Here is a 19,816-nt window from a genome sequence, read left to right as displayed (position 1 = left end):
TCTATTTAGGGAAACACAGGGTCTCAAAGCGTCCATGGCAGGCGGTCGAGGTCGACATTGCCACCGGTTAAAACGATACCGACACGTTTGCCGCGAAAGGTCTCGGGGTTCTTCAGGATCGTCGCGAGGGGCACCGCCGAAGAGGGCTCCATCACCACGCGCAGGTGCTTCCAAATGAGCTTCATCGCGTCGATGATTTCGGGGTCAGATGCGGTCAGGATGTCGGACACATGGTTTGACACAAAATGCCAGGTCAGATCTTTGAGTGGCACCAGCAGCCCGTCGGCAATGGTCTTGGGCGCGTCATCAGCGATGATGTAGCCCGCTTTGAAGCTGCGGTAGGCGTCATCGGCCTGCTCGGGCTCGGCCGCGATGATCTTGGTCTCGGGCGCCAGCGTCGACAGGGTCAGGCAAGTGCCGGAGATCATGCCGCCGCCGCCAATAGGCGCGAGCACGAGGTCCAGCCCATCGGTTTGTTCCACGAACTCCTTCGCGCAGGTGCCCTGACCCGCGATCACACGCGGGTCATTGTAGGGATGCACAAAATCGCCGCCCGTCTCGGCCTGCACGCGGGCAAAGGTCTCCTCGCGCGACGAGGTGGAGGGCTCGCATTCAGTGATCTTGCCACCATAGCGGCGCACGGTGTCCTTCTTGGCCTGCGGCGCGGTGCGCGGCATCACCACGTTGCAGGGAATGCCCCGCAGCATCGCCGCATAGGACAGGCAGGAGGCATGGTTGCCGCTGGAATGCGTCGCCACGCCCTTGGCCGCCTGTGCTGCGTCCAGACCAAACACCGCGTTGCTGGCACCGCGCACCTTGAACGCACCCGGCTCTTGAAAGTTCTCACACTTGAAAAACAGCTCCGCACCGGTCAGCTCGTTCAGATAGGCCGAGGTGCGGATCGGCGTGCGGCGGATGTGCGGGGCAATCCGCTCATGCGCCGCCAGCATGTCCTCATAGGTAGGGATATACATCGCGCTGTCCTTCATCACGCGGCATCCTGCTGCGCCGTCGCCGCATTGCCGCGATAATAGTCCTGCGCCGCCGCAACACCGGAGCCGAGTTGGATATCAAGGCCAAGGTCGACCATGCACATCTCGGCGGTGGCGATCCCGGAGAGCGCCATCACATCTGTCAGGCTGCCGAGGTGGCCGATGCGGAACACCTTGCCCGCGACCTCACCCAACCCCACGCCAAAGGCGACGCCGTATTTGTCGGCGGCATGGGTGACGATATCGGTGGCGTTGAACCCTTCGGGCGTGCGGATGGCGCTGACGGTGTCGGAATAGACCTCCGGCGACGCGGCGCAGAGCTCCAGCCCCCAGGCGCCGACCGCAGCGCGCACCCCTTCGGCGATGCGGTGGTGGCGGGCAAAGACGTTCTCCAGCCCCTCGTCCAGCAGCATCTTGCAGGATTCATTGAGCCCGTTCATCAGACCCACGGCGGGCGTGTAGGGATAGGCGTTGTTGGCATAGCCCTTGGCCATGTCATGCACGTCAAAGAAGGTGCGCGGCAGCTGGGCGGTCTTGGTCGCCTCCATCGCCTTGGGGCTCAAGCCAACGATGGCGAGGCCCGCGCTCAGCATGAACCCCTTTTGCGAGCCGGTGACGGCCACGTCGACGCCCCATTCGTCCATGCGGAAATCCATCGAGGCGATGGAGCTGACGCCATCCACAAACAACAGCGCCGGGTGACCGGCGGCATCCAACGCGCGGCGCACGGCGGCGATGTCGGATTTCACGCCCGTGGCGGTCTCATTGTGGGTGGCCAGCACCGCCTTGATCTTGTGGGCTTTATCAGCGCTCAGGATCTCCTCATAGCGGTCGGCGGGCAGGCCCGCGCCCCAGGGGGTCTCGACGATCTGCACATCAAGCCCGTGGCGCTGGCACATGTCGATCCAGCGGTGGCTGAACATGCCGTTGCGCGCCGCCAGTACGGTATCGCCCGCCGACAGCGTATTGCTCAGCGCGGTTTCCCAGCCGCCGGTGCCGGAGGAGGGGAAAATGAAAACTTCGGCGGTTTCGCTTTTCAGAACCTTGCGCACGCCGTCGCGGGCCGGATGCAGGATCTGACCGAACAGCGGCGAGCGGTGGTCGATCGTCGGCATGTCGCAGGCCTTGCGCAGGCTTTCGGGGATGTTGGTCGGACCCGGGATGAAAACGGGATTTTGAAAGCTCATGGAATGTCTCCTTCCGTCGTTGAGACACCCTAGGCCGGACCCGCCAGCGATGAAATTTTTTTGAAATCGTTTTTCGAAAACGGCTCTGGGTGGAAATATCGTTCCTTGTCAGGTGCTTGAGTTTTTCATATCGTGAATTCGAATTTCGCACAAAACCGGAGGGATCTGATGGATTCGCAAGAAACTCGCCCCAAGACCACCCGGCGGGCCCGGGGGCGGCCCCGGGACTGGCACGACAAGACGGCGCAAAACACCATCAAGTCGCTCGACCGAGCGATGGAGGTTTTCGAGTTCCTGAGCGAGGCGCAGGGCAAACCCCTGACGTCGATTGCCGAGGAGATGGGCCAGTCGCCCGCCACGGTCTATCGGATCTTGGTGACGCTCGAAGGGCGCGGGCTGGTGGAGTTCGACACCGAGGAGCAGCTCTGGCACATCGGTGCGCGGGCTTTTGTGATCGGTGCGCGGTTCCTGCGCCGCACCAGTCTGGTGGATCGCGCGCGCCCGATCCTGCGAAAGCTGATGGAGGAAACAGGCGAGACCGCCAACCTCGGCATAGAGAAGGAGGGCCATGTTCTGTTTCTCAGTCAAGTGGAGACCCACGCCAGCATCCGCGCTTTCTTTCCGCCCGGCACCCTGTCGCAGATGCATGCGTCGGGCATCGGCAAGGCGCTGTTGGCGCAGATGGAGTCCAGTCGTCTGGACCGGCTACTGGCGACCACCCGGCTGGAGGTCTTTACCGATCACACCATCACCGATCATGAGGCGCTGAAACAGGATCTGGCGACGATCCGCACGCAGGGTTTTGCGGTCGACAATGAGGAAAAGAACGCGGGCATGCGCTGTATTGCGGCACCGGTTTTCGACATGAACCGAGAGGCCATCGCGGGGATCTCCGTTTCTGGTCCGACCAGCCGCATCAGCGCGCAGGAAATCAGCCAGTTGAGCCGCCCCGTAATCGAGGCTGCGCGCGCTTTGACCCTGGCCATCGGCGGGGATGTTGCGCCCTGAGGGGCACATCCTGCGCGTGTGCTGTTGGGGTGTAGTGCGGAGGCTATGACGGCGCGATCATTCAGGCCTTTCACAAAGGGCGCGATAAGAATTTTCTGACAAACCTCAAAAAACACAGGAACAATTTCTCCGGTGCTCTCGTTGTGTGGCTGTAAGCGGCCGCAACTGAATACACTTAAATGAGGAGAGTACTGATGAAAAACCTTCTGATCTCTACCGCCCTGCTGACTGCCACTTCTACCATGGCGTTTGCGGATGATCACAAGTTTATGGCCGAAGCTGATCCGATGGCGATCCAAGCCTCCGAGTTCATTGGCCAGCGCATCTACACCACCAGCACCGAGGTCAACACTGAGGGCTATGAAGGTGTGCAGCAAGATTGGGAAGATATCGGCGAAGTGCATGACATCGTGCTGAGCCGCGACGGCAACATCCAGTCCGTTCTGGTTGATATCGGGGGTTTCCTCGGCATCGGTGAACGTCAGGTCGCTGTCGACATGGATGCCCTGAAAATGGTGTCCGACAGCGCCACCGCAGAAGATGACGCGGACTATTTCTTGGTGATGCAGGCGGAAGTGGCTGAGTTGGAGAATGCACCAGCTTATGAGCACACCGCGATGAACGATCTCGGCAATCGTGCAGAGCAGGTGGCGGATAACACCGCGACTGCAGTGGAAAACACAGCCGAGGACCTTGAGAACTCCGCCCAAGCCGCAGCAGACAATGTTGGCGAAGCAGTGAATGATGCGACCGCTGAGGTCAAAGAGACCACTGCCGAGGTCAAAAGCGAGATGGGCGAGATGCAGCGCGAGGGCTTTGAAACCGTGCAGGGTGATAAGCTCACCGCCGAAATGCTGACCGGTGCCCGCGCTTATGATGCCAAGGACGAATGGATGGGCGAGGTGTCTGACCTCGTGATGAACGACAAGGGTGAAATCACCCACGCCATCGTCGATGTGGGCGGCTTCCTCGGCATTGGTGAAAAGCCGGTAAAACTGGACCTGAACCAGATCGAAGTTCTGCATGAGACCGGCGGTGACGAAGTTCGTGTCTATCTGCCGATGACCGAAGACAAGCTGAAGGGCATGGATGCCTACGAAGGGTAATCCCGCGCTTGGTTAGTGAGTAGCGATGGCACCCTTGCCATCTGTTGACGAAAAAGGCCCGCCAGTTTCTGGCGGGCCTTCTTTCTGTTCTGCCGGGATAGCCCAGCGATCAGGAATTGGGGCGGATGAATCCGTTGATCGGGTAGACACTGCCAAATGAGCCGGGGTTGCTTTCCACACGCACACGCGACCAGTCGTTCTTGTCGGAAACGTCAATCACGGCCATCCCAAGCGATACCTTGTTGCGGTGCCAGTTGGCATGATCGACCCGCAGCATGCGGTCATCAACAACTTCAGAGACAACCGCAACATGGCCAAGCGGCATAGATGGCGTGGCGCTGAATGCCATGACGGCGCCAACAGAGGGAGATTTGCCAACATCAAACAGGCCCTGCGCCTGTTTCCACCATGTCCGCGCATTGCCGCGAATTTCCACACCGGAGAGATTGCGCGCAAAAGGCACACACCAGACGCGCGCTCCACGGGATCGCAGGCTCTCTGCCTCGCGCATCGCAAAGGCACGGCGGGTTGGGTCGATCTGACTATCATCGCCAACGGGCGCTTCGCCACAGGCGCTCAGGCCCAGAGCCGCGATAAGAAGAATTCCACTAACAATCGATTTCAGGCGGAGGGTGCGGGCAATGGTCTGCAAGGGAATCTCTGGCGTTGTTTCTGACGTTCGTGAAGCGCCGTAACATTCTGTCAAAAACCCGTGTGTGCCAATACGCCTGTTGTGCGGTGGCAGATTCTTGCCAATGACTCAGAAAACATGGAACAATTTCGTCCCCCCTCCCGCATTTGGTGTCGAGAGGGGTGCCAATATCACTGGGCGTCCACAGTGAGAATGTCGCGGAATCGCTGCATCGCGCGTTTTGGCAAATCTTCGGGCAACTCCTGTGCGACGGCCACGTCGCCCACATCAATCACCATCACCATTCCCATCGCAAAATGCGGCGAACATTTGATGCCGTAGCGTCCGCTCTCGGTCAGGGTCACGGTGAAGTCCTCGTTGATCTTGCTTTTGAAAGGTGTTGCACCCTCGGGGATCATGCCGTCAATCGTTGCCGCGTTATGACTGGGTTGCGTGGGGATGAACCGCACACTGTCGCCGGGGGCAATCTGTAAATACTCGGGCTGATAGATCATCGCACCTTGTTCGTTGCGATTGAACATCTGCACCTCGTGGGTCTCGGCAATCAGAGGCGAAGCCATCATGGCAGCTGCAAAAACCATGTGAAATTTCATATCGTTAAGTCCTATAGGCAATGAAAACGAAGAACGGTGGAGTCATCGGTTGGATCAAAGAGCGGCGTTGCGCGGATGCGGAAAACCTCAGCCAGCCGATCCGGCGTCAACACCTCTGCGGGCGGGCCACAGGCGATCAGTCGCCCCGATTGCATTACCCCGACCCGATCACAGTTCATCGCTTGATTGAGATCATGAAGCGCCATCACAATGGTAATCGGAAGACGGCTAACCAATTGCAGGAGCGTCATTTGGTGGTGAATGTCGAGGTGGTTGGTCGGCTCATCCAGGATCAGCAATCGCGGGCGCTGGGCAAGGGCGCGCGCGATCTGAACCCTCTGGCGTTCACCGCCCGAAAGGGTCGCCCAAGCCTGATCGACCATATCCGCCATGTCCACGGCCTGCAGTGCGTCCATCACGATGGAGCGATCATGATCATCAAACGGAGAGAGAGCCGAGAGCCAGGGCGTGCGCCCCAATTCCACAACATCGCGGACTGTCAGTCGCTCCGAGGTGTCCGCGATCTGCTCCACAAAGGCGATGCTCTGCGCGATCTCGCGCCGGGACAGATCCGCGAGGGGGCGGTCGTCCAGATGCACCGTGCCCTTGCCGCGCTTGGCAAGCCCCGCCAGCAGCTTTAGCAAGGTCGACTTTCCAGACCCGTTCGGGCCGATCAGGCCAAAGGTCTCTCCCGGCTCAATCTGCACAGAGACATCTTCGACGATTGCTCTGGTGCCTGCGCGCCAACCCAGTGATGTGGCGGTCAGTTTCATACCCGGCTCCGATTGTGAATGAGGATCAGCGCAAAGCCGGGCGCGCCCACCAATGCGGTGACCACCCCGATGGGCACCACCTGTCCGGGGATCAACACGCGTGATGCGATATCGGCGGCAATCAAGAACACCGCACCTGCAAGGGCGGTCGCTGGCACCAGCCGCACATGGCGCGGTCCCACAACGTAGCGCATGGCGTGCGGGATCACGAGACCGACAAAACCGATGGACCCAACAAGGCTCACCATGGCGGCGGTCATCAGTGTCACAGCTCCGATCAGGGCGATTTGCACCCGGCGCACCGGTATGCCCAACGCGGCCGCCGAGGTCGCACCAAAGGAAAACGCATCCATGGCCCGCGCGAACCAAAGGCAGACGAAAAAACCTAAAACCGCTGTAGGCACCGCGAGTGACACATCCGGCCAGCGCACACCCGACAGGTTCCCGAGCAGCCAGAACATGATCCCGCGCGCCTGTTCGGCATTTGCCGACTTTGCGATCAGAAAAGACGTGACCGCATTGAACAATTGCGACCCGGCTATCCCGGCCAGAACCAGTTGTGCGGGGCCACCCCCAGCGGCGCGCGCCAACAATGATACAACACCAAAGGCCAATGCCGCGCCGATAAAAGAACCTGTCGAGATCCCCAAGAGGCCGCCGCCGACGCCTAAGACAGTCACGGTAACCGCTCCGGCGCCAGCCCCGGCGGAGACACCGAGCAAATAAGGATCGGCCAGCGCATTGCGCACCAGCGATTGCAGCACCACGCCCGAAAGCGCCAACCCGGCGCCGCAGGCCGCCGCGACCAAGGTCCGGGGCAGCCGGTAGCTCCAGATGATACCGGCATCAATGGGATCGATTACATAGCCTGCATCCCACAGGTTATTGGCAAGCGCCGCCGCCACCGTGGGGATGGGCAGCGGCGTCTCTCCAATAATGACGCCAGCCAGAATGGCCAGCGTCAAGACGGCAATCCCCGGCACGCCCCACAGCGTGACACGTCGATGCAGGGGGCGGGTGAGTGCCGCGTCGCTCATCACTGATCCAATGCGGGCAGTGCTTCGGCCAGCGTTTCCAGCGCCGAGATATTGCGGATCGAGGGATCCATCGCATGGGCATCAAGGATCACGATACGGTCGTTTTTCACCGCATCCATCTGGCTCGCAACCGGATCGGTGCGCAGGAACTCCAGCTTTTTTTCAACATCGTCGGCTTCAAAACGGCGGCGTTCCATACGGGCGACCACAATCACCGACGGATTGGCGCGCGCGATGGTTTCCCAGCTGACGGTCGGCCATTCCTCATTGCTTTCGATGACGTTCCGCAGGCCGAGGGCCTCCATCATGTAGGCGGGTGCGCCAGCTTGCCCAGCGACGTAAGGGTCGATGTCCATCTCCGCCGAGGAGAACCAGAACACCGCAGAGCTATCGGTCAGATCAAGCGCCTTGGCGGTCTCGATCGCGGCGGTTTCGCGGGCTTTGAGGCTCGCCACCAGTTCTGTGCCGCGCTCGGGAACATTGAATATCTGCGCCATCTCTTCGATGCCGCGATAGACGCTGCTCATTTCGTACATCTCAAGGCGGGTGCCATCGGACCCCTTGGTGTTGTCTTTGCCCACACAGTCGGCAGGCAGGACGTAGGTCGGGATGCCAAGGTCAGAGAATTGCTCGCGCGTGGCAACGATACCCTGCGGGCCGACATGCCACTCATATTGTACGCTCACCAGCCCGGGGCGCTTTGCCACAACGCTCTCAAAACTGGGATCATTGTCCGCAAGACGCTCAACCCCGGCGTTCAGTTCTTCAAATTCGGGGAGCACCTTGGTGAACCAGACCGAGGTGCCGGTGACCTTTTCACCCAGACCCAGCGCGTACAGAACCTCTGTTGCGGCCTGACCAACGGTCACCGTTGTTTCGGGGGCTTTGTCAAAGGTGACTTCCGATCCGCAATTTTCGAGCGTGAGCGGATAGGTGGTGTCAGCCTGCGCGGCAAAGCCAAGACCGGTGGCGCAAAGAGCGCTCGCCAGAAGGAATTTCGGATACATGGATCAACTCCGGTATGTGATGGACCCGGAGAAAGAGAGGATATGCCGCTTCAGAACTGGACCACCGACCGGACGGCAATGGCCCGTATCCCTGATCTGGCTATGATCCGCGTCAACTTTGCTGCTGACAACGTGCATTCGACACCTCCTCAGACACCCCGTCCGAGCCAAGTTGCAAAACAGATGTCGGCAGGTCTCCTGACTGGCGTTTCATCGTGTCGGCGGGCCTTCCCACAGCCAAGGCTGCAGTGGCAGTTCGCCGACGCTCCGCGCCTACAGTTGCGGGGGCAGTTCCGGTTCACCAAAGAATGGTGGCGGATTCCCTATTATTTCCAAATGGAAACCGACGCGCGATTGTTAAGGGGGATCTTAGCGTTCGGCAATAGCCTTTCCGACCGTCCCTCGGGCAGGGGCAAACGCATGCCAAAAGATCCCGCCGTGTCGCCGGCCCAGCAGAGCGAGCGTCTGAACCAGCTTGATCCTGCGGTGACGCATTGCTGCGAGAAAGCGGCTCGAGATGACTTGTGGAGGTGCTCCCGAGCCGGGTAGGGTCTTGATCCAACATGAACGTAAATCCCACGCCCTCAACTCCCAGCGCACCGCCCGACGCCAGCGGTGAAAACCCGCGATTGACGGTTGAGATTTTTGTGCAGCCGGGGTTTTCGCATATCGAGCTGTCCTCGATCCTTGCGGTGTTTGAGGCCGCAAATGCGCTGGAAGCAGGCACATGGTTCTCATGGCGGATCACCTCTGACAGTCCGGGTGTTGTGACGGGCACTGCGGGAATGATGATCCGGGCGGAACCGGCAATTGGGCTGCAATATCTGCAAGATGTGCTCTTTGTCATCGGCGGGCGCAACTGCAGCGGAGGCAGCTGGCTGGCGCGTGCGCGTGCAATGCAAAAGCTGCGCCGCCCGGCCTTTTTGCTGTCAGATGCGGCAACCGCCTATATCCGTCGGTCCGCGCCCTTGTCGGGTCCGGCCACAACCCATTGGCAAGACCTGCGCGCGCTGCGGGAGGCCGGAGAATACCCAACGCTCACAGATCGCTTGGTGGAGGATAACGCAGGTCTCCTGACCTCTGCCGGGGGCGGTTACAGTGCCGAATTGGTGGTGCGCTACCTGTCGCAGATCCTCGCACCGCAACATTGCGCCGAACTGGCGAGCGTGCTGATGATCGACACCGCACGGGGCTATTCTGGTGAACAGCCCCAAGGGGCTGCCCGCAATACCAACCTCCTTGAGGCCCGTTTGGTACGTGCCATGGCCATCATGGAAGAGTTCATCGAACATCCGCTCCCCACGGCTGAGATCGCCGAGCGCGCCGGGATTTCTGTGCGCCATCTGGAACGATTGTTCCTGACGCATCTCAACACCACCCCGGCCAAGCACTACATGCAGTTGCGGTTGAAACTTGCCAACAAGCTCATCACGGACACGAACCTTCCCATTGCAGAGATTGCCTTTGCCAGCGGCTTTGCCTCGTCAACATCGCTCTCTCGTGCCTATCGGCGTGAGTATAACATGACCCCCTATCAGGTGCGCGCGCGCGACCGTGCGGGGGCAGGGCTGCGCTCCGACTAGGGAGAGCGCAACAACCTGCGCGAATGGCGCGAGCGCACACAAGGCTTTGAATTCCCGCTCAGCCTTCGTATTGGTGACATAGAGAGAGGCCCCGCAATTGAGGCGAAGGGTGCTCCATTCCCGACAGGCAAAAGGACAAGGCGATGAAAGACAATCCGATCTCTCCGACGATTCCACTGGATCAGGACGGTGTGCACCACGGGTTTCTAAAGCTGCCTTACAGCCGGGATGACAGCGCGTGGGGGTCCGTGATGATCCCGATCACGGTGATCCAGAACGGCACGGGCAAAACCGCGCTTTTGACCGGAGCCAACCACGGCGACGAATACGAGGGCCCCGTGGCGCTGCAAGAGCTTGCCGCCACCACCCGCGCCGAGGATGTCACCGGGCGGCTGATTATCGTGCCCTATTTCAACTATCCTGCCTTTCGCGCCAGCGCGCGCACCTCGCCCATCGATCGGGGCAACCTGAACCGCGCGTTTCCGGGCCGTCCCGATGGCACGGTCACTGAAAAGATTGCCGATTATTTCCAACGCACGCTCCTGCCGATGGCGGATGTGGCGGTGGATTTTCATTCTGGCGGCAAAACGCTGGATTTTGTGCCCTTCGCTGCGGCGCATATCCTTGAGGACAAGGGCCTTCAGGAGGCCTGCTACGCCGCGATGCAGGCCTTTAACGCGCCTTACTCTGTGCAACTTTTAGAGATCGACAGCGAGGGCATGTACGACACCGCCGTCGAGGATATGGGCACGGTGCTGGTTACCACGGAACTGGGCGGCGGCGGCATGTCCACCGCGCGCAGCAATGCCATCGCCAAGAAAGGCCTGCGCAATGTGTTGATCCACTTTGGAATTTTTCAGGGCGAGATGCGGATTGATCCTTCGGTGACGCTCGATATGCCAGATGGGGATTGTTTCCTGTTCAGCGAGCACGACGGTCTTTTCGAGATCATGCTCGACCTTGGCGATCATGTGCAAAAGGGCGATGTGGTCGCCCGCGTCTGGTCGCCCGACCGCACCGGGCAGGCCCCCGTGGAATACCGCGCCCGCCGCAGTGGCGTGCTGATCAGCCGCCATTTCCCCGGCATGATAAAATCCGGTGACTGCGCCGCCGTGATCGGTGTGGTCGAGGGCTGACATGCATCTGGATCAGCGCGACCTCGATATCCTCCGCATTCTGTCCCGCGATGGCCGCATCACCAAGGCAGCACTGGCCGATCAGGTGGGCCTGTCGCCCACGCCTTGCTGGGAACGCCTGAAGAAGCTGGAAAAGGCCGGGCTGATCGAGGGGTATAACGCCCGCATCAACCTCAAGAAAATCGCACCGCACGTCACCGTCTTTGTGGCGGCCGAACTTGCGGATCACACGGCGGCAAGCTTTCAGTCCTTTGAGGCCGCCATGCAGCGCTATGATGAGGTGGTGGCCTGCTGGGCGCTGGGCGGTGGCTTTGATTACCTGTTGCAGATCGTTACCTGCGACATCGATGCTTACCAGCGGCTGATCGACGCGATGCTGGATGCACGCATCGGTCTTAGCCGCTATTTCACCTATATTGTGACCAAGCCCGTAAAGGGCGCGGGCGTGCCGCCTCTCGAAATCCTGCTGCAGGGCAGTTGAATCCTCTGCCCACCCGGCAAACTTCAGTCACATCTTCTGAAAACACCCTGCACACTCTTCCTGAGACTTTCAGGAGGAGCAGACATGTCGTTATCGGCCCTGTCCGCGCGTGCGGAGATCAGTGACAAATCGCTAGTGCGCTCGTTTTCCTACATAAATGGGAAATGGTGTGCCTCATCCAATGGCGAGGTTGTCGCCGTTCATGACCCGGCCACCGGGGATTTCATCGGTGATGTGACCGCGATGACGGCAGAGGATTCCTCTGCCGCGGTGGATGCGGCGCATGCCGCCTTTGCCAGCTGGGCATTGATGCTGCCGCAGGACCGTTGCGCCATCCTGCGTCGCTGGTTTGAATTGATGATCGAACACAAAGAAGACCTCGCCCGCCTGATGGTGCTGGAGCAGGGTAAGCCCCTCTCTGAGGCACGCGGCGAGATCGATTATGGCGCGGCCTTTGTCGAATTCTATGCCGAGGAATCCAAACGCCCCAATATCGAGGGCGTCACCAGCCATTTGCCCGATGCCGAGGTGGAGCTGTGGCGCGAACCTGTGGGCGTGGCCGCATTGATCACGCCATGGAACTTTCCATCCGCGATGCTGACCCGCAAGGCCGCAGCCGCACTGGCGGCGGGTTGCACCGTTGTGGCGCATCCTTCTGGTGAAACACCTTTCAGCGCGCTGGCATTGGCCGAGCTTGCGGAACGCGCGGGCATCCCCAAGGGCGTATTCAACGTGGTTACGGGCAAAGCCCCGGTGGTGGTTGAGCCATGGACACGGGACGCGCGAGTGCGGGCCTTGTCGTTCACCGGCTCTACCGAGGTTGGCAAACTGCTCTATCGCCAGTCCGCCGAGACGGTCAAACGGCTGGTGATGGAACTGGGCGGACATGCCCCGGTCATTGTCTTTAAAAACTGCGATCTGGACCGCGCGGTGGCCGAAACGATCAAGGCAAAATTTGCCACCTCCGGGCAGGATTGCCTCGGGGCCAACCGCATCTTTGTTGAACGCGCCATCTATGACGAGTTTTGCACCCGCTTTGTTGCAGCGACGCAGGCGCTGACTGTGGGCAAGGGGATTGATGATCCCGACATCGGTCCCTTGATGAACGAAAAAGCGGTGCAAAAACAGGAACAACACGTGGCCGACGCGCTGGAAAAGGGAGCAACCCTCGCCTGTGGTGGCAAACGCCACGCGCTGGGGCCGCTGTTTTATGAACCCACCGTGTTGACCGATGTGCCCGCAAATGCGGCCATCCTGCGCGAGGAGACCTTTGGCCCCGTCGCGCCGATCACGCCGTTTGACACCGAGGAAGAGGTGATCCAGCGTGCCAATGACAGCGAATATGGCCTCGTTGCCTATGTGCACAGCCACGACCCGCGCCGGATCTATCGCCTGAGCCGTGCGTTGCAGTTTGGCATGGTGGCGGTCAATCGCACCAAGGTCACTGGCGCGCCGATCCCCTTTGGCGGCACCAAACAGTCCGGCATGGGGCGCGAGGGTGCTCGGTTGGGCATGGAAGAGTTTACCGAGGTCAAATACGTCTGCCGCGACTGGGCGTAACCCTCGAATGATGCGAGATTTTCCACCCCGCAGGTGGAGCACGGAAATAGGAAGGACAGATCATGCTGAAGAACGATCAACTGGACCAATGGGACCGCGACAACTTCTTTCACCCCTCGACCCATCTGGCGCAGCACGCGCGCGGTGAGAGCGCAAACCGGGTGATCAAGACCGCCTCCGGCGTCTTTATCGAGGACCGCGACGGCAACAAGCTCTTGGATGCGTTTGCCGGGCTTTACTGCGTCAACGTCGGCTATGGCCGTCAGGAGATTGCCGAGGCCATCGCCGATCAGGCACGCGAGCTGGCCTATTATCATTCTTACGTGGGCCACGGCACCGAGGCGTCGATCACACTGGCCAAGATGATCCTGGATCGCGCGCCCAAGAATATGTCGAAGGTCTATTTCGGCCTTGGCGGCTCGGACGCCAATGAAACCAACGTCAAACTGATCTGGTATTACAACAACATCCTTGGCCGCCCCGAAAAGAAGAAAATCATCTCGCGCTGGCGCGGCTATCACGGATCCGGGCTGGTCACTGGCTCCCTGACCGGGCTTGAGCTGTTCCACAAGAAATTCGACCTGCCCGTCGAGCAGGTGATCCACACCGAAGCGCCCTATTACTTCCGCCGCGAGGATCTGAACCAGACCGAAGAGCAGTTCGTGGCCCATTGCGTGGCTGAGCTGGAAGCTCTGATCGAGCGTGAAGGTGCCGACACCATCGCCGCCTTCATCGGTGAGCCGATCTTGGGCACCGGGGGCATCGTGCCGCCGCCCGCAGGCTATTGGGAAGCGATCCAGACAGTTCTGAAGAAACACGACATTCTGCTGGTTGCGGATGAGGTGGTCACCGGCTTTGGCCGTCTGGGCACCATGTTCGGCTCGGATCACTACGGTCTGGAGCCCGACATCATCACCATCGCCAAGGGTCTTACCTCTGCCTATGCGCCGCTTTCCGGTTCCATCGTCAGCGACAAGGTCTGGAAGGTGCTGGAGCAGGGCACCGATGAAAACGGCCCCATCGGCCACGGCTGGACCTATTCCGCGCACCCCATCGGGGCGGCGGCGGGTGTGGCCAACCTGAAACTCATCGACGAGCTGAACCTTGTCAGCAACGCCGGCGAGGTGGGGGCCTACCTCAACGCCACCATGGCCGAGGCGCTGGGCGCGCACGCCAATGTGGGCGATGTACGCGGCGAGGGCATGCTCTGCGCGGTGGAATTTGTGAAGGACCGCGACAGCCGCACCTTCTTTGACGCTGCCGACAAGATTGGCCCGCAGGTCTCGGCGAAACTGCTGGAGCAGGACAAGATCATCGCGCGCGCCATGCCGCAGGGCGATATCCTGGGCTTTGCGCCGCCCTTCTGCCTGACCCGTGCCGAGGCCGATCAGGTGGTCGAAGGCACCCTGCGCGCGGTCAAATCCGTGCTGGGCTGATCCAACCCCCTCAACACGATTGCGCCGCCCGCAGCAGGTCTGCGGGCGGTTTTCCGTTTGCCCACCTCAAGAAAAGACCAATTCCTTGCGCTGATTTAATGATGATACCGGTGATTTTGCGGTCGGTTTGAGCCGGTATTAATTCATCTTTTCTAGGCTCAATCGCATCGCGCGAATGCCAGTTTTCAGCACGCGCGCGTCACAGGCTCTCTTGCTTTGGGGGTCGGTCTATGTGGTGTTGATGGTGTGAATTCGGAAGCAAATGACGACCTATAGCGTAACGTCCGCAAATTATAATGACCCCGGATTCTGGTCTTCGATATCTGAATCCAGCGGCGGCCATTGGCTGGATTTTCGCGCTCTTCCAAGCACCTACTACGTAGATATCGATGCAGAGGCACGCATAATCTCAATCTGGCACGGGGGGGCATGGTATCGCGTCGGTGAAGATGGAAATGGCAGCACTGATTCCAATTTGGGAAGCCCAACCAGCTTAGACGATTTCAATATCATCACCGGCAACGACGCGAGTGACTACATCGAAGCATCCGACGGCGATGACAGTCTGATCGGAGCAGGAGGAGATGATACGCTTTCGGGTGATCAGGGTGACGACACCATCGACGGCGGCGCAGGCAATGACAATCTTACGGGCGGGGATGGTCAGGACAGTATTTTAGCGGGAGCGGGAAACGACTCGGTTTATGCTGACAATGTGTGGGCGTCCCTCTCTTCTGCAGCGTCCGGAACGGGCACAACACCCACGTCGCTCACCGTGACCAATTCCGCCGATGGCCCGATTGAGCTGTGGTGGATAGATGGCTCTGGTCATCTGCAATATTACGCAACCATCCAAGCGGGCGACACACTGACTCAGAGCACTTATGAGGAGTATAACTGGGAATTGCGCCACCCGGATGATTGGTACCTCGGCACCATTCAAGGGGGCGCGAACCCAACCGTGAATTTCGGCGCGTCGGGCTTGAATGACACAGTTTTTGCTGGCTCTGGCGATGATCTGGTCCTCGGGATGTATGGGGATGATGTCATATACGGTGAAACCGGCGCCGACACCCTTGATGGGGACTATGGCGATGACACGATCTGGGCAGGTACTGACGCCGATACAGTCGACGGCGGCGATGGGGACGACTATCTGTCAGGCCAAGAAGGCGATGATCTCATTCAGGGCGGGGCGGGGTCCGATACCCTGATCGGCGGCACCGGCAATGACGAGCTGAAGGGCGACGCCGATGACGACACCTTTCAGATCTTTGACAATTCGGGCGTCGATACGATTATCGGGGGGGAGAGCGGCGTTGATGACGATCTCGTTGATCTCTCCGGACGGAGCAGCGGGGCTTCGGTCAATTTTACCGGTGCAGAAATCGGCATCATCGAGGGCGGCAGCGATACCGCCTATTTTCAGGAAATCGAACGGCTGCGGCTGACGGATTTTGACGACAGTCTGGATGCAAGCGCGTCCAGCACCGGTGTCAATGTCGACGCAGGCGCGGGGGCCGATACGCTGACGGGCAGTGCAGGCGATGACAGCCTCACCGGTGGGGGTGGCGACGACCGTTTTGTCATGACCACCTCCGGTGGGGCCGACACAATCTCGGATTTTGATCTCACGGATGATGATCTGGATGGGTTCTACAATGATCAGATCGATGTCAGTGGGCTGAGCGGCGGGTCTGGTGCAGGCGGGCTGGTGACAGCCTCTGATGTTATTGTCACCGATGATGGATCGGGGAGCGCGGTCCTCACCTTCCCCGATGGTGAGCAGTTGGTGCTAAAGGGCGTTGCGCCCTCGATGATCAACACGCAACCTCAGCTTTATGCGGCAGGTATTCCTTGCTTCACGCCGGGCATTCGCATCGCGACGGCCCGCGGCGCAATCCCGGTGGAGCAGATCCGCACAGGGGATTTGCTGCAGACGGCGGACAATGGGCTCCAGCCGGTGATCTGGACTGGACGACGCGATCTGAGCGGTGACGACCTCATCGCGCAACCCCACCTTATGCCGCTGGTGTTGCACCCCGGTGGCCCTTTTGCGAATGACCGGCCCCTGATGATCTCGCCGCAGCACCGATTTATGCTGGACCGTCCGCGGTTGGGGGATCTCGGTCATATGAACGAGGCCTTTGTGCGCGCGCGGCTGTTGCATGCGCTCCTGCCTGACCGTGTCGCCCGCTGCCGCCCGCAGACAGGGGTGAGCTACATCCACCTGATGACTGAAACACATCAGGTCATCTTTGCCGAAGGGATCGCAACAGAGACCTTCTGGCCTGGCCCGGAGGCGTTGCGTGGTCTCGCAGATGATGATCGCCGGGAATTGTTCGATGTGTTCCCAGACCTGTTCTTGGCGCGCCGTCTCAGTGGATCATTGGGGCGCAGCTATGTCGCCAGCACATACTGCCAGTTGGCGCGCACCGATCTGACACGCCGCGATCTGCGGGCGCTGGGCGCGCGTTTCGCCGCATAACCCCGATCACCCTTTCGCCAGTCGGCGCAGATAGGCACAGGTCACGTCAATCGCAGGCCCCATGTCCTCGGCGGAGGCAAATTCTTCGGGGCGGTGGCTCAGCCCGTCTTTGCAGCGGACAAAGAGCATCGAAATATCACAAAGGTCCGCCATCGCAGAGGCATCATGGGTGGCGCCCGATGGCAGCAGCGGCGCATTTTGGCCCGCATCCTCAGCGGCCTGTTCAAGGGTCTGGATCAGGTCTGGCGCGCAGGGCACGGCGGTTTGCTCGTAGGTTTTCGACATTGCAAAGCTCACATCGCGTGTCCCAGCGATCTCGGTGCCCCAAACCTGCGCAGCAGCGGCAAACTCCAGCCGCGCCGCATCGGAAAGAGCGCGGATTTCCAGCGTCAGCGTCGCATCCCGCGCAATGGCGTTCACCACATCCGGTTTCAGCGCCAGCGTGCCGATGGTGGCGCGCAGCCCATCGATACGACGAGCCGCATCATGGACCTTCACGATGAACTCAGATGCCGCGACCAGCGCATCACGCCGCCCTTCCATTGGTACGGTTCCCGCATGACCGGTTTCGCCGCCAAAGCTCACGCTGTTGCGCTCGATGCCGCAGATGCCGGTGACGATTCCGACCGCAGCGTCGTTCTGTTCCAGCACCGGACCTTGCTCGATATGAACTTCCAGATAGGCGCGGGCGGCGTCCTTGCCGCGCGCCTCTGCGGCGATATCATCCGGTCTGCCGCCAAAATCCTCCAGCGCATCGCGCAGGCGCAGGTCATCGGCGTCACACATCTCCAGCACCTCTGGGTCAAAGCTGCCTGCGATGGCGCGCGGCCCAATCAGCGCAGTTGGAAAACGCACACCTTCCTCATCGGCAAAGGCAAGCACCTCAACGGGGAAAGGCAGCACCGTGCCCTCCGCCGCCAGCCGTTCCAGCGCGAGGCAGCCGATCAGCACCCCCATGATGCCATCGTAACGCCCCCCCTCAACCACGCTGTCCTGATGCGAGCCGATCAGCACCGCCGCGCCATTAGAGGGTGACGCACTGCGCCCAACCAGCGTGGCGGCTGCGTCCAGCCTTGGCTCAAGGCCCGCACGGCACATCCAGTCACTGATCTGTTCTATGGCGGCCGCGTGTTCGGGGGTATAGGGCAGGCGGGTGACGCCGGGGCCGGGGCTGCTGCAGGTCGCAATCTTGTCCAAGCGTCGTTGTGCTTCCTGTCCCCAATCCATGGCCCATTCCCCAATTTATCATGATGAATTGAGGTCTATACCCCCGCCGCTTTCCCGTCTATGTTTTTATCATGATAAAAGAGCGGCGGGTGATGAGTAGTAAGAGCAATAGCCCTAAACAACCCAAGCGCTCCCGCCCTGTGCGGGTCGCGGATGAAATCAAAACATGGGTGGTGGAGCGAGACCTCCAGCAGGGCGACAAGCTGCCCAATGAAACGGAGATGATCGCGCAATTTGGTGTGTCCAAGGGCACCGTGCGCGAGGCGATGCGCATCCTTGAGGCGCAGGGGCTGATCATCACCCGAACCGGTCCGGGGGGCGGCAGTTTCGTCGATAAGGTCTCTGCCAACCGCGCCCGGTCGCTCTTGGCGAATTATTTCTACTTTCAGAACCTGTCGATTGCAGACATCTACCAGATGCGCCGCGCGCTGGAACCTGAACTTGCAGCGAGCCTTGCCGGCCGCTTGAATGAGACGCAATTGGCTGAGATGGAAGCCCTCGCGGCCCGGTATCCAGAACCGGCGCGGTCGGCTGAGGAAGAGAAGGAGCAGCATATCTCCTCGCTCGAATTCCACGCGCGGCTGGCGGAGTTTTCAGGCAATGCGCTGTTGGGGTTTGTGATTTCCTTCATGGCGCGGGTGCTCACCGATATGACCATCTATCGCAAACTCTATGAGCCACCAAACCCGGAACTCTGGCGGCGCGGGCGCGAGCATCAGATGCAATTGGTGACAGCCCTGCGCGATGGCGATGCGGAGGCTGCGCGGCAGATTATGGCCTCGCATATGCAGGGCGCAGAGGAGCAAATGCAATCGCAAGAAGCGCAACTGGCGCGCCGCTTTATTGGTGAGCAGCGTTAGCTGGCGTCCGGCAGCACCGCCCGGTGGCGGTCCTTCAACACCGGAACTTCTGTGAGCCAGTCATAATAGGGCGAGCGATGCGCCCGCAGGCACAGGGCACGCAAGGCGGGCAGCGGGTCGTCGCTATAATCGATTCTCAGGTCCAGCGGCGGGCGCTCCGGTGACAGCACCAAAAGGGCTGCGGATTGCAGCCCGCGCGCATCCCCCCCAACCGTTGCGGCGGCATCCAGAACTGCCAGCATTCGGTCAGATAGCGTGGCATATTCGCCCTGTACCGCCTCATGCATCGCCGTCAAAACCTGTGGTCCCGCCAACATATTGCCAGCGATCGCCAGATCGCGATCTGTCATATGGCCTGCGTAGTTTACACTCTGCATGCCGGTGAACCCGCCAGTGCCGCCGCAACGATCAAGCGCCAGCAATTGCCGATGTCCGCGCCCCGGATCTGCATCTGTAACCTGCGCCACCGCCGCTTCTGCCCGGTCTCCGCTATACATCCGCCGCAGCACGTCATCGCGCCAGAATGTACTGGGCGCGGTCCCCTGCGAGGCCACCAGCCCTGATTCGATATCTCCGCGCAAAACCCAGCCGCCGACGCACAGGCTGCCAGTGGCCGCCGCCGCTGCAAAACTGCCTGTCTCACGGTCATACATCAGGATTGAAAAGGTCATTGTGGTCTCCGGACGGGGG

At 60.4% G+C, this 19,816-nt stretch carries 18 protein-coding genes and 1 riboswitch; of the genes, 9 read left to right on the top strand and 9 right to left on the bottom strand.

Annotated features, from left to right (window positions below):
- Positions 1-23 precede the first annotated feature (23 nt).
- Together bhcB and bhcA are read right to left on the bottom strand one after the other, a co-directional pair.
- Positions 24-989, bottom strand: coding sequence for a beta-hydroxyaspartate dehydratase BhcB (bhcB, locus tag QNI81_RS12700; RefSeq protein WP_225262483.1), 966 nt, complete (start codon positions 987-989; stop codon positions 24-26).
- The gene (gene bhcA / locus QNI81_RS12695; protein ID WP_283966721.1) at positions 989-2,179 is read right to left on the bottom strand and encodes an L-aspartate--glyoxylate aminotransferase BhcA; all 1,191 of its coding nucleotides are present in this window, start codon (positions 2,177-2,179) and stop codon (positions 989-991) included. Before bhcA ends, bhcB begins: the two co-directional genes overlap by 1 nt.
- A gap of 168 nt (positions 2,180-2,347) precedes the next feature.
- Between bhcA and bhcR the strand changes: the two genes are divergently transcribed.
- Together bhcR and QNI81_RS12685 are read left to right on the top strand one after the other, a co-directional pair.
- Positions 2,348-3,187 (top strand): HTH-type transcriptional regulator BhcR, encoded by an 840-nt coding sequence (gene bhcR, locus QNI81_RS12690; RefSeq protein ID WP_283966720.1) that lies wholly within the window; start codon positions 2,348-2,350, stop codon positions 3,185-3,187.
- Positions 3,188-3,381: 194 nt separating this feature from the next.
- Positions 3,382-4,293 (top strand): PRC-barrel domain-containing protein, encoded by a 912-nt coding sequence (locus QNI81_RS12685; protein WP_065333323.1) that lies wholly within the window; start codon positions 3,382-3,384, stop codon positions 4,291-4,293.
- 109 nt (positions 4,294-4,402) lie between these two features.
- On the opposite strand, the gene QNI81_RS12680 is transcribed toward QNI81_RS12685, so the two are convergent.
- The 5 genes from QNI81_RS12680 to QNI81_RS12660 all read right to left on the bottom strand — a co-directional run bounded on the left by QNI81_RS12680 (position 4,403) and on the right by QNI81_RS12660 (position 8,355).
- Positions 4,403-4,945: a CHAP domain-containing protein gene (locus QNI81_RS12680; RefSeq protein ID WP_009177730.1), complete on the bottom strand. Its 543-nt coding sequence runs from the start codon at positions 4,943-4,945 to the stop codon at positions 4,403-4,405.
- A 170-nt stretch (positions 4,946-5,115) separates the two neighbouring features.
- Positions 5,116-5,538 (bottom strand): pseudoazurin, encoded by a 423-nt coding sequence (locus tag QNI81_RS12675; RefSeq protein ID WP_283966719.1) that lies wholly within the window; start codon positions 5,536-5,538, stop codon positions 5,116-5,118.
- Between the two features lie 11 nt (positions 5,539-5,549).
- Positions 5,550-6,311, bottom strand: a complete 762-nt coding sequence (locus QNI81_RS12670; protein WP_126137771.1) for an ABC transporter ATP-binding protein — start codon at positions 6,309-6,311, stop codon at positions 5,550-5,552.
- Positions 6,308-7,348, bottom strand: coding sequence for a FecCD family ABC transporter permease (locus tag QNI81_RS12665; protein WP_110362877.1), 1,041 nt, complete (start codon positions 7,346-7,348; stop codon positions 6,308-6,310). The genes QNI81_RS12670 and QNI81_RS12665 overlap by 4 nt, the downstream gene beginning before the upstream one ends.
- On the bottom strand, positions 7,348-8,355 hold the full coding sequence (locus QNI81_RS12660; protein WP_065328490.1) for an ABC transporter substrate-binding protein: 1,008 nt from the start codon (positions 8,353-8,355) through the stop codon (positions 7,348-7,350). The genes QNI81_RS12665 and QNI81_RS12660 overlap by 1 nt, the downstream gene beginning before the upstream one ends.
- 171 nt (positions 8,356-8,526) lie before the next feature.
- A riboswitch (cobalamin riboswitch) is annotated at positions 8,527-8,718 on the bottom strand.
- Between the two features lie 200 nt (positions 8,719-8,918).
- On the opposite strand from QNI81_RS12660, the gene QNI81_RS12655 reads away from it, so the two are divergent.
- The 6 genes from QNI81_RS12655 (at position 8,919) to QNI81_RS12630 (ending at position 17,039) form a co-directional block, all read left to right on the top strand.
- Positions 8,919-9,938: a GlxA family transcriptional regulator gene (locus QNI81_RS12655; RefSeq protein ID WP_283966718.1), complete on the top strand. Its 1,020-nt coding sequence runs from the start codon at positions 8,919-8,921 to the stop codon at positions 9,936-9,938.
- A 143-nt stretch (positions 9,939-10,081) separates the two neighbouring features.
- Positions 10,082-11,074, top strand: coding sequence for a N(2)-acetyl-L-2,4-diaminobutanoate deacetylase DoeB (gene doeB, locus QNI81_RS12650; RefSeq protein WP_283966717.1), 993 nt, complete (start codon positions 10,082-10,084; stop codon positions 11,072-11,074).
- A gap of 1 nt (position 11,075) precedes the next feature.
- Positions 11,076-11,555 carry an Lrp/AsnC family transcriptional regulator gene (locus QNI81_RS12645; RefSeq protein WP_005628126.1) on the top strand — a complete coding sequence of 160 codons (480 nt, stop codon included), beginning with the start codon at positions 11,076-11,078 and terminating at the stop codon, positions 11,553-11,555.
- 84 nt (positions 11,556-11,639) lie between these two features.
- A complete protein-coding gene (locus QNI81_RS12640; protein WP_283966716.1) occupies positions 11,640-13,115 on the top strand; it encodes an NAD-dependent succinate-semialdehyde dehydrogenase in 1,476 nt (491 codons plus the stop codon).
- A 62-nt stretch (positions 13,116-13,177) separates the two neighbouring features.
- Positions 13,178-14,551, top strand: coding sequence for an aspartate aminotransferase family protein (locus QNI81_RS12635; protein ID WP_225262297.1), 1,374 nt, complete (start codon positions 13,178-13,180; stop codon positions 14,549-14,551).
- Between the two features lie 475 nt (positions 14,552-15,026).
- A complete protein-coding gene (locus QNI81_RS12630; RefSeq protein ID WP_283966715.1) occupies positions 15,027-17,039 on the top strand; it encodes a Hint domain-containing protein in 2,013 nt (670 codons plus the stop codon).
- A gap of 6 nt (positions 17,040-17,045) precedes the next feature.
- Here the strand turns inward: QNI81_RS12630 and QNI81_RS12625 are convergent, their stop codons facing one another.
- On the bottom strand, positions 17,046-18,266 hold the full coding sequence (locus QNI81_RS12625) for a Zn-dependent hydrolase (RefSeq protein WP_283966714.1): 1,221 nt from the start codon (positions 18,264-18,266) through the stop codon (positions 17,046-17,048).
- Positions 18,267-18,358: 92 nt separating this feature from the next.
- Here QNI81_RS12625 and QNI81_RS12620 point away from each other — a divergent pair, with 92 nt between their 5' ends.
- The gene (locus QNI81_RS12620) at positions 18,359-19,126 is read left to right on the top strand and encodes a FadR/GntR family transcriptional regulator (RefSeq protein WP_283966713.1); all 768 of its coding nucleotides are present in this window, start codon (positions 18,359-18,361) and stop codon (positions 19,124-19,126) included.
- Here QNI81_RS12620 and QNI81_RS12615 read toward each other — a convergent pair.
- Entirely contained in the window at positions 19,123-19,797 is a 675-nt protein-coding gene (locus QNI81_RS12615; RefSeq protein ID WP_283966712.1) for a DUF1028 domain-containing protein, read from the bottom strand. The two genes, QNI81_RS12620 and QNI81_RS12615, sit on opposite strands and share 4 nt — an antisense overlap.
- Positions 19,798-19,816 lie beyond the last annotated feature (19 nt).

It is taken from the genome of Tritonibacter sp. AK171 (assembly GCF_030127025.1).
GTDB classification, from domain to species: domain Bacteria; phylum Pseudomonadota; class Alphaproteobacteria; order Rhodobacterales; family Rhodobacteraceae; genus Epibacterium; species Epibacterium mobile.
Note: the sequence above shows the minus strand (reverse complement) of the source record. Positions and strands in the feature narration are given on the sequence as shown.

Coding starts and splice junctions, on each gene's coding strand:
- bhcB (WP_225262483.1), bottom strand. CDS start 989: ATGAAGGACAGCGCGATGTATATCCCTACCTATGAGGACATGCTGGCG.
- bhcA (WP_283966721.1), bottom strand. CDS start 2,179: ATGAGCTTTCAAAATCCCGTTTTCATCCCGGGTCCGACCAACATCCCC.
- bhcR (WP_283966720.1), top strand. CDS start 2,348: ATGGATTCGCAAGAAACTCGCCCCAAGACCACCCGGCGGGCCCGGGGG.
- QNI81_RS12685 (WP_065333323.1), top strand. CDS start 3,382: ATGAAAAACCTTCTGATCTCTACCGCCCTGCTGACTGCCACTTCTACC.
- QNI81_RS12675 (WP_283966719.1), bottom strand. CDS start 5,538: ATGAAATTTCACATGGTTTTTGCAGCTGCCATGATGGCTTCGCCTCTG.
- QNI81_RS12670 (WP_126137771.1), bottom strand. CDS start 6,311: ATGAAACTGACCGCCACATCACTGGGTTGGCGCGCAGGCACCAGAGCA.
- QNI81_RS12665 (WP_110362877.1), bottom strand. CDS start 7,348: ATGAGCGACGCGGCACTCACCCGCCCCCTGCATCGACGTGTCACGCTG.
- QNI81_RS12660 (WP_065328490.1), bottom strand. CDS start 8,355: ATGTATCCGAAATTCCTTCTGGCGAGCGCTCTTTGCGCCACCGGTCTT.
- QNI81_RS12655 (WP_283966718.1), top strand. CDS start 8,919: ATGAACGTAAATCCCACGCCCTCAACTCCCAGCGCACCGCCCGACGCC.
- doeB (WP_283966717.1), top strand. CDS start 10,082: ATGAAAGACAATCCGATCTCTCCGACGATTCCACTGGATCAGGACGGT.
- QNI81_RS12645 (WP_005628126.1), top strand. CDS start 11,076: ATGCATCTGGATCAGCGCGACCTCGATATCCTCCGCATTCTGTCCCGC.
- QNI81_RS12640 (WP_283966716.1), top strand. CDS start 11,640: ATGTCGTTATCGGCCCTGTCCGCGCGTGCGGAGATCAGTGACAAATCG.
- QNI81_RS12635 (WP_225262297.1), top strand. CDS start 13,178: ATGCTGAAGAACGATCAACTGGACCAATGGGACCGCGACAACTTCTTT.
- QNI81_RS12625 (WP_283966714.1), bottom strand. CDS start 18,266: ATGGATTGGGGACAGGAAGCACAACGACGCTTGGACAAGATTGCGACC.
- QNI81_RS12620 (WP_283966713.1), top strand. CDS start 18,359: ATGAGTAGTAAGAGCAATAGCCCTAAACAACCCAAGCGCTCCCGCCCT.
- QNI81_RS12615 (WP_283966712.1), bottom strand. CDS start 19,797: ATGACCTTTTCAATCCTGATGTATGACCGTGAGACAGGCAGTTTTGCA.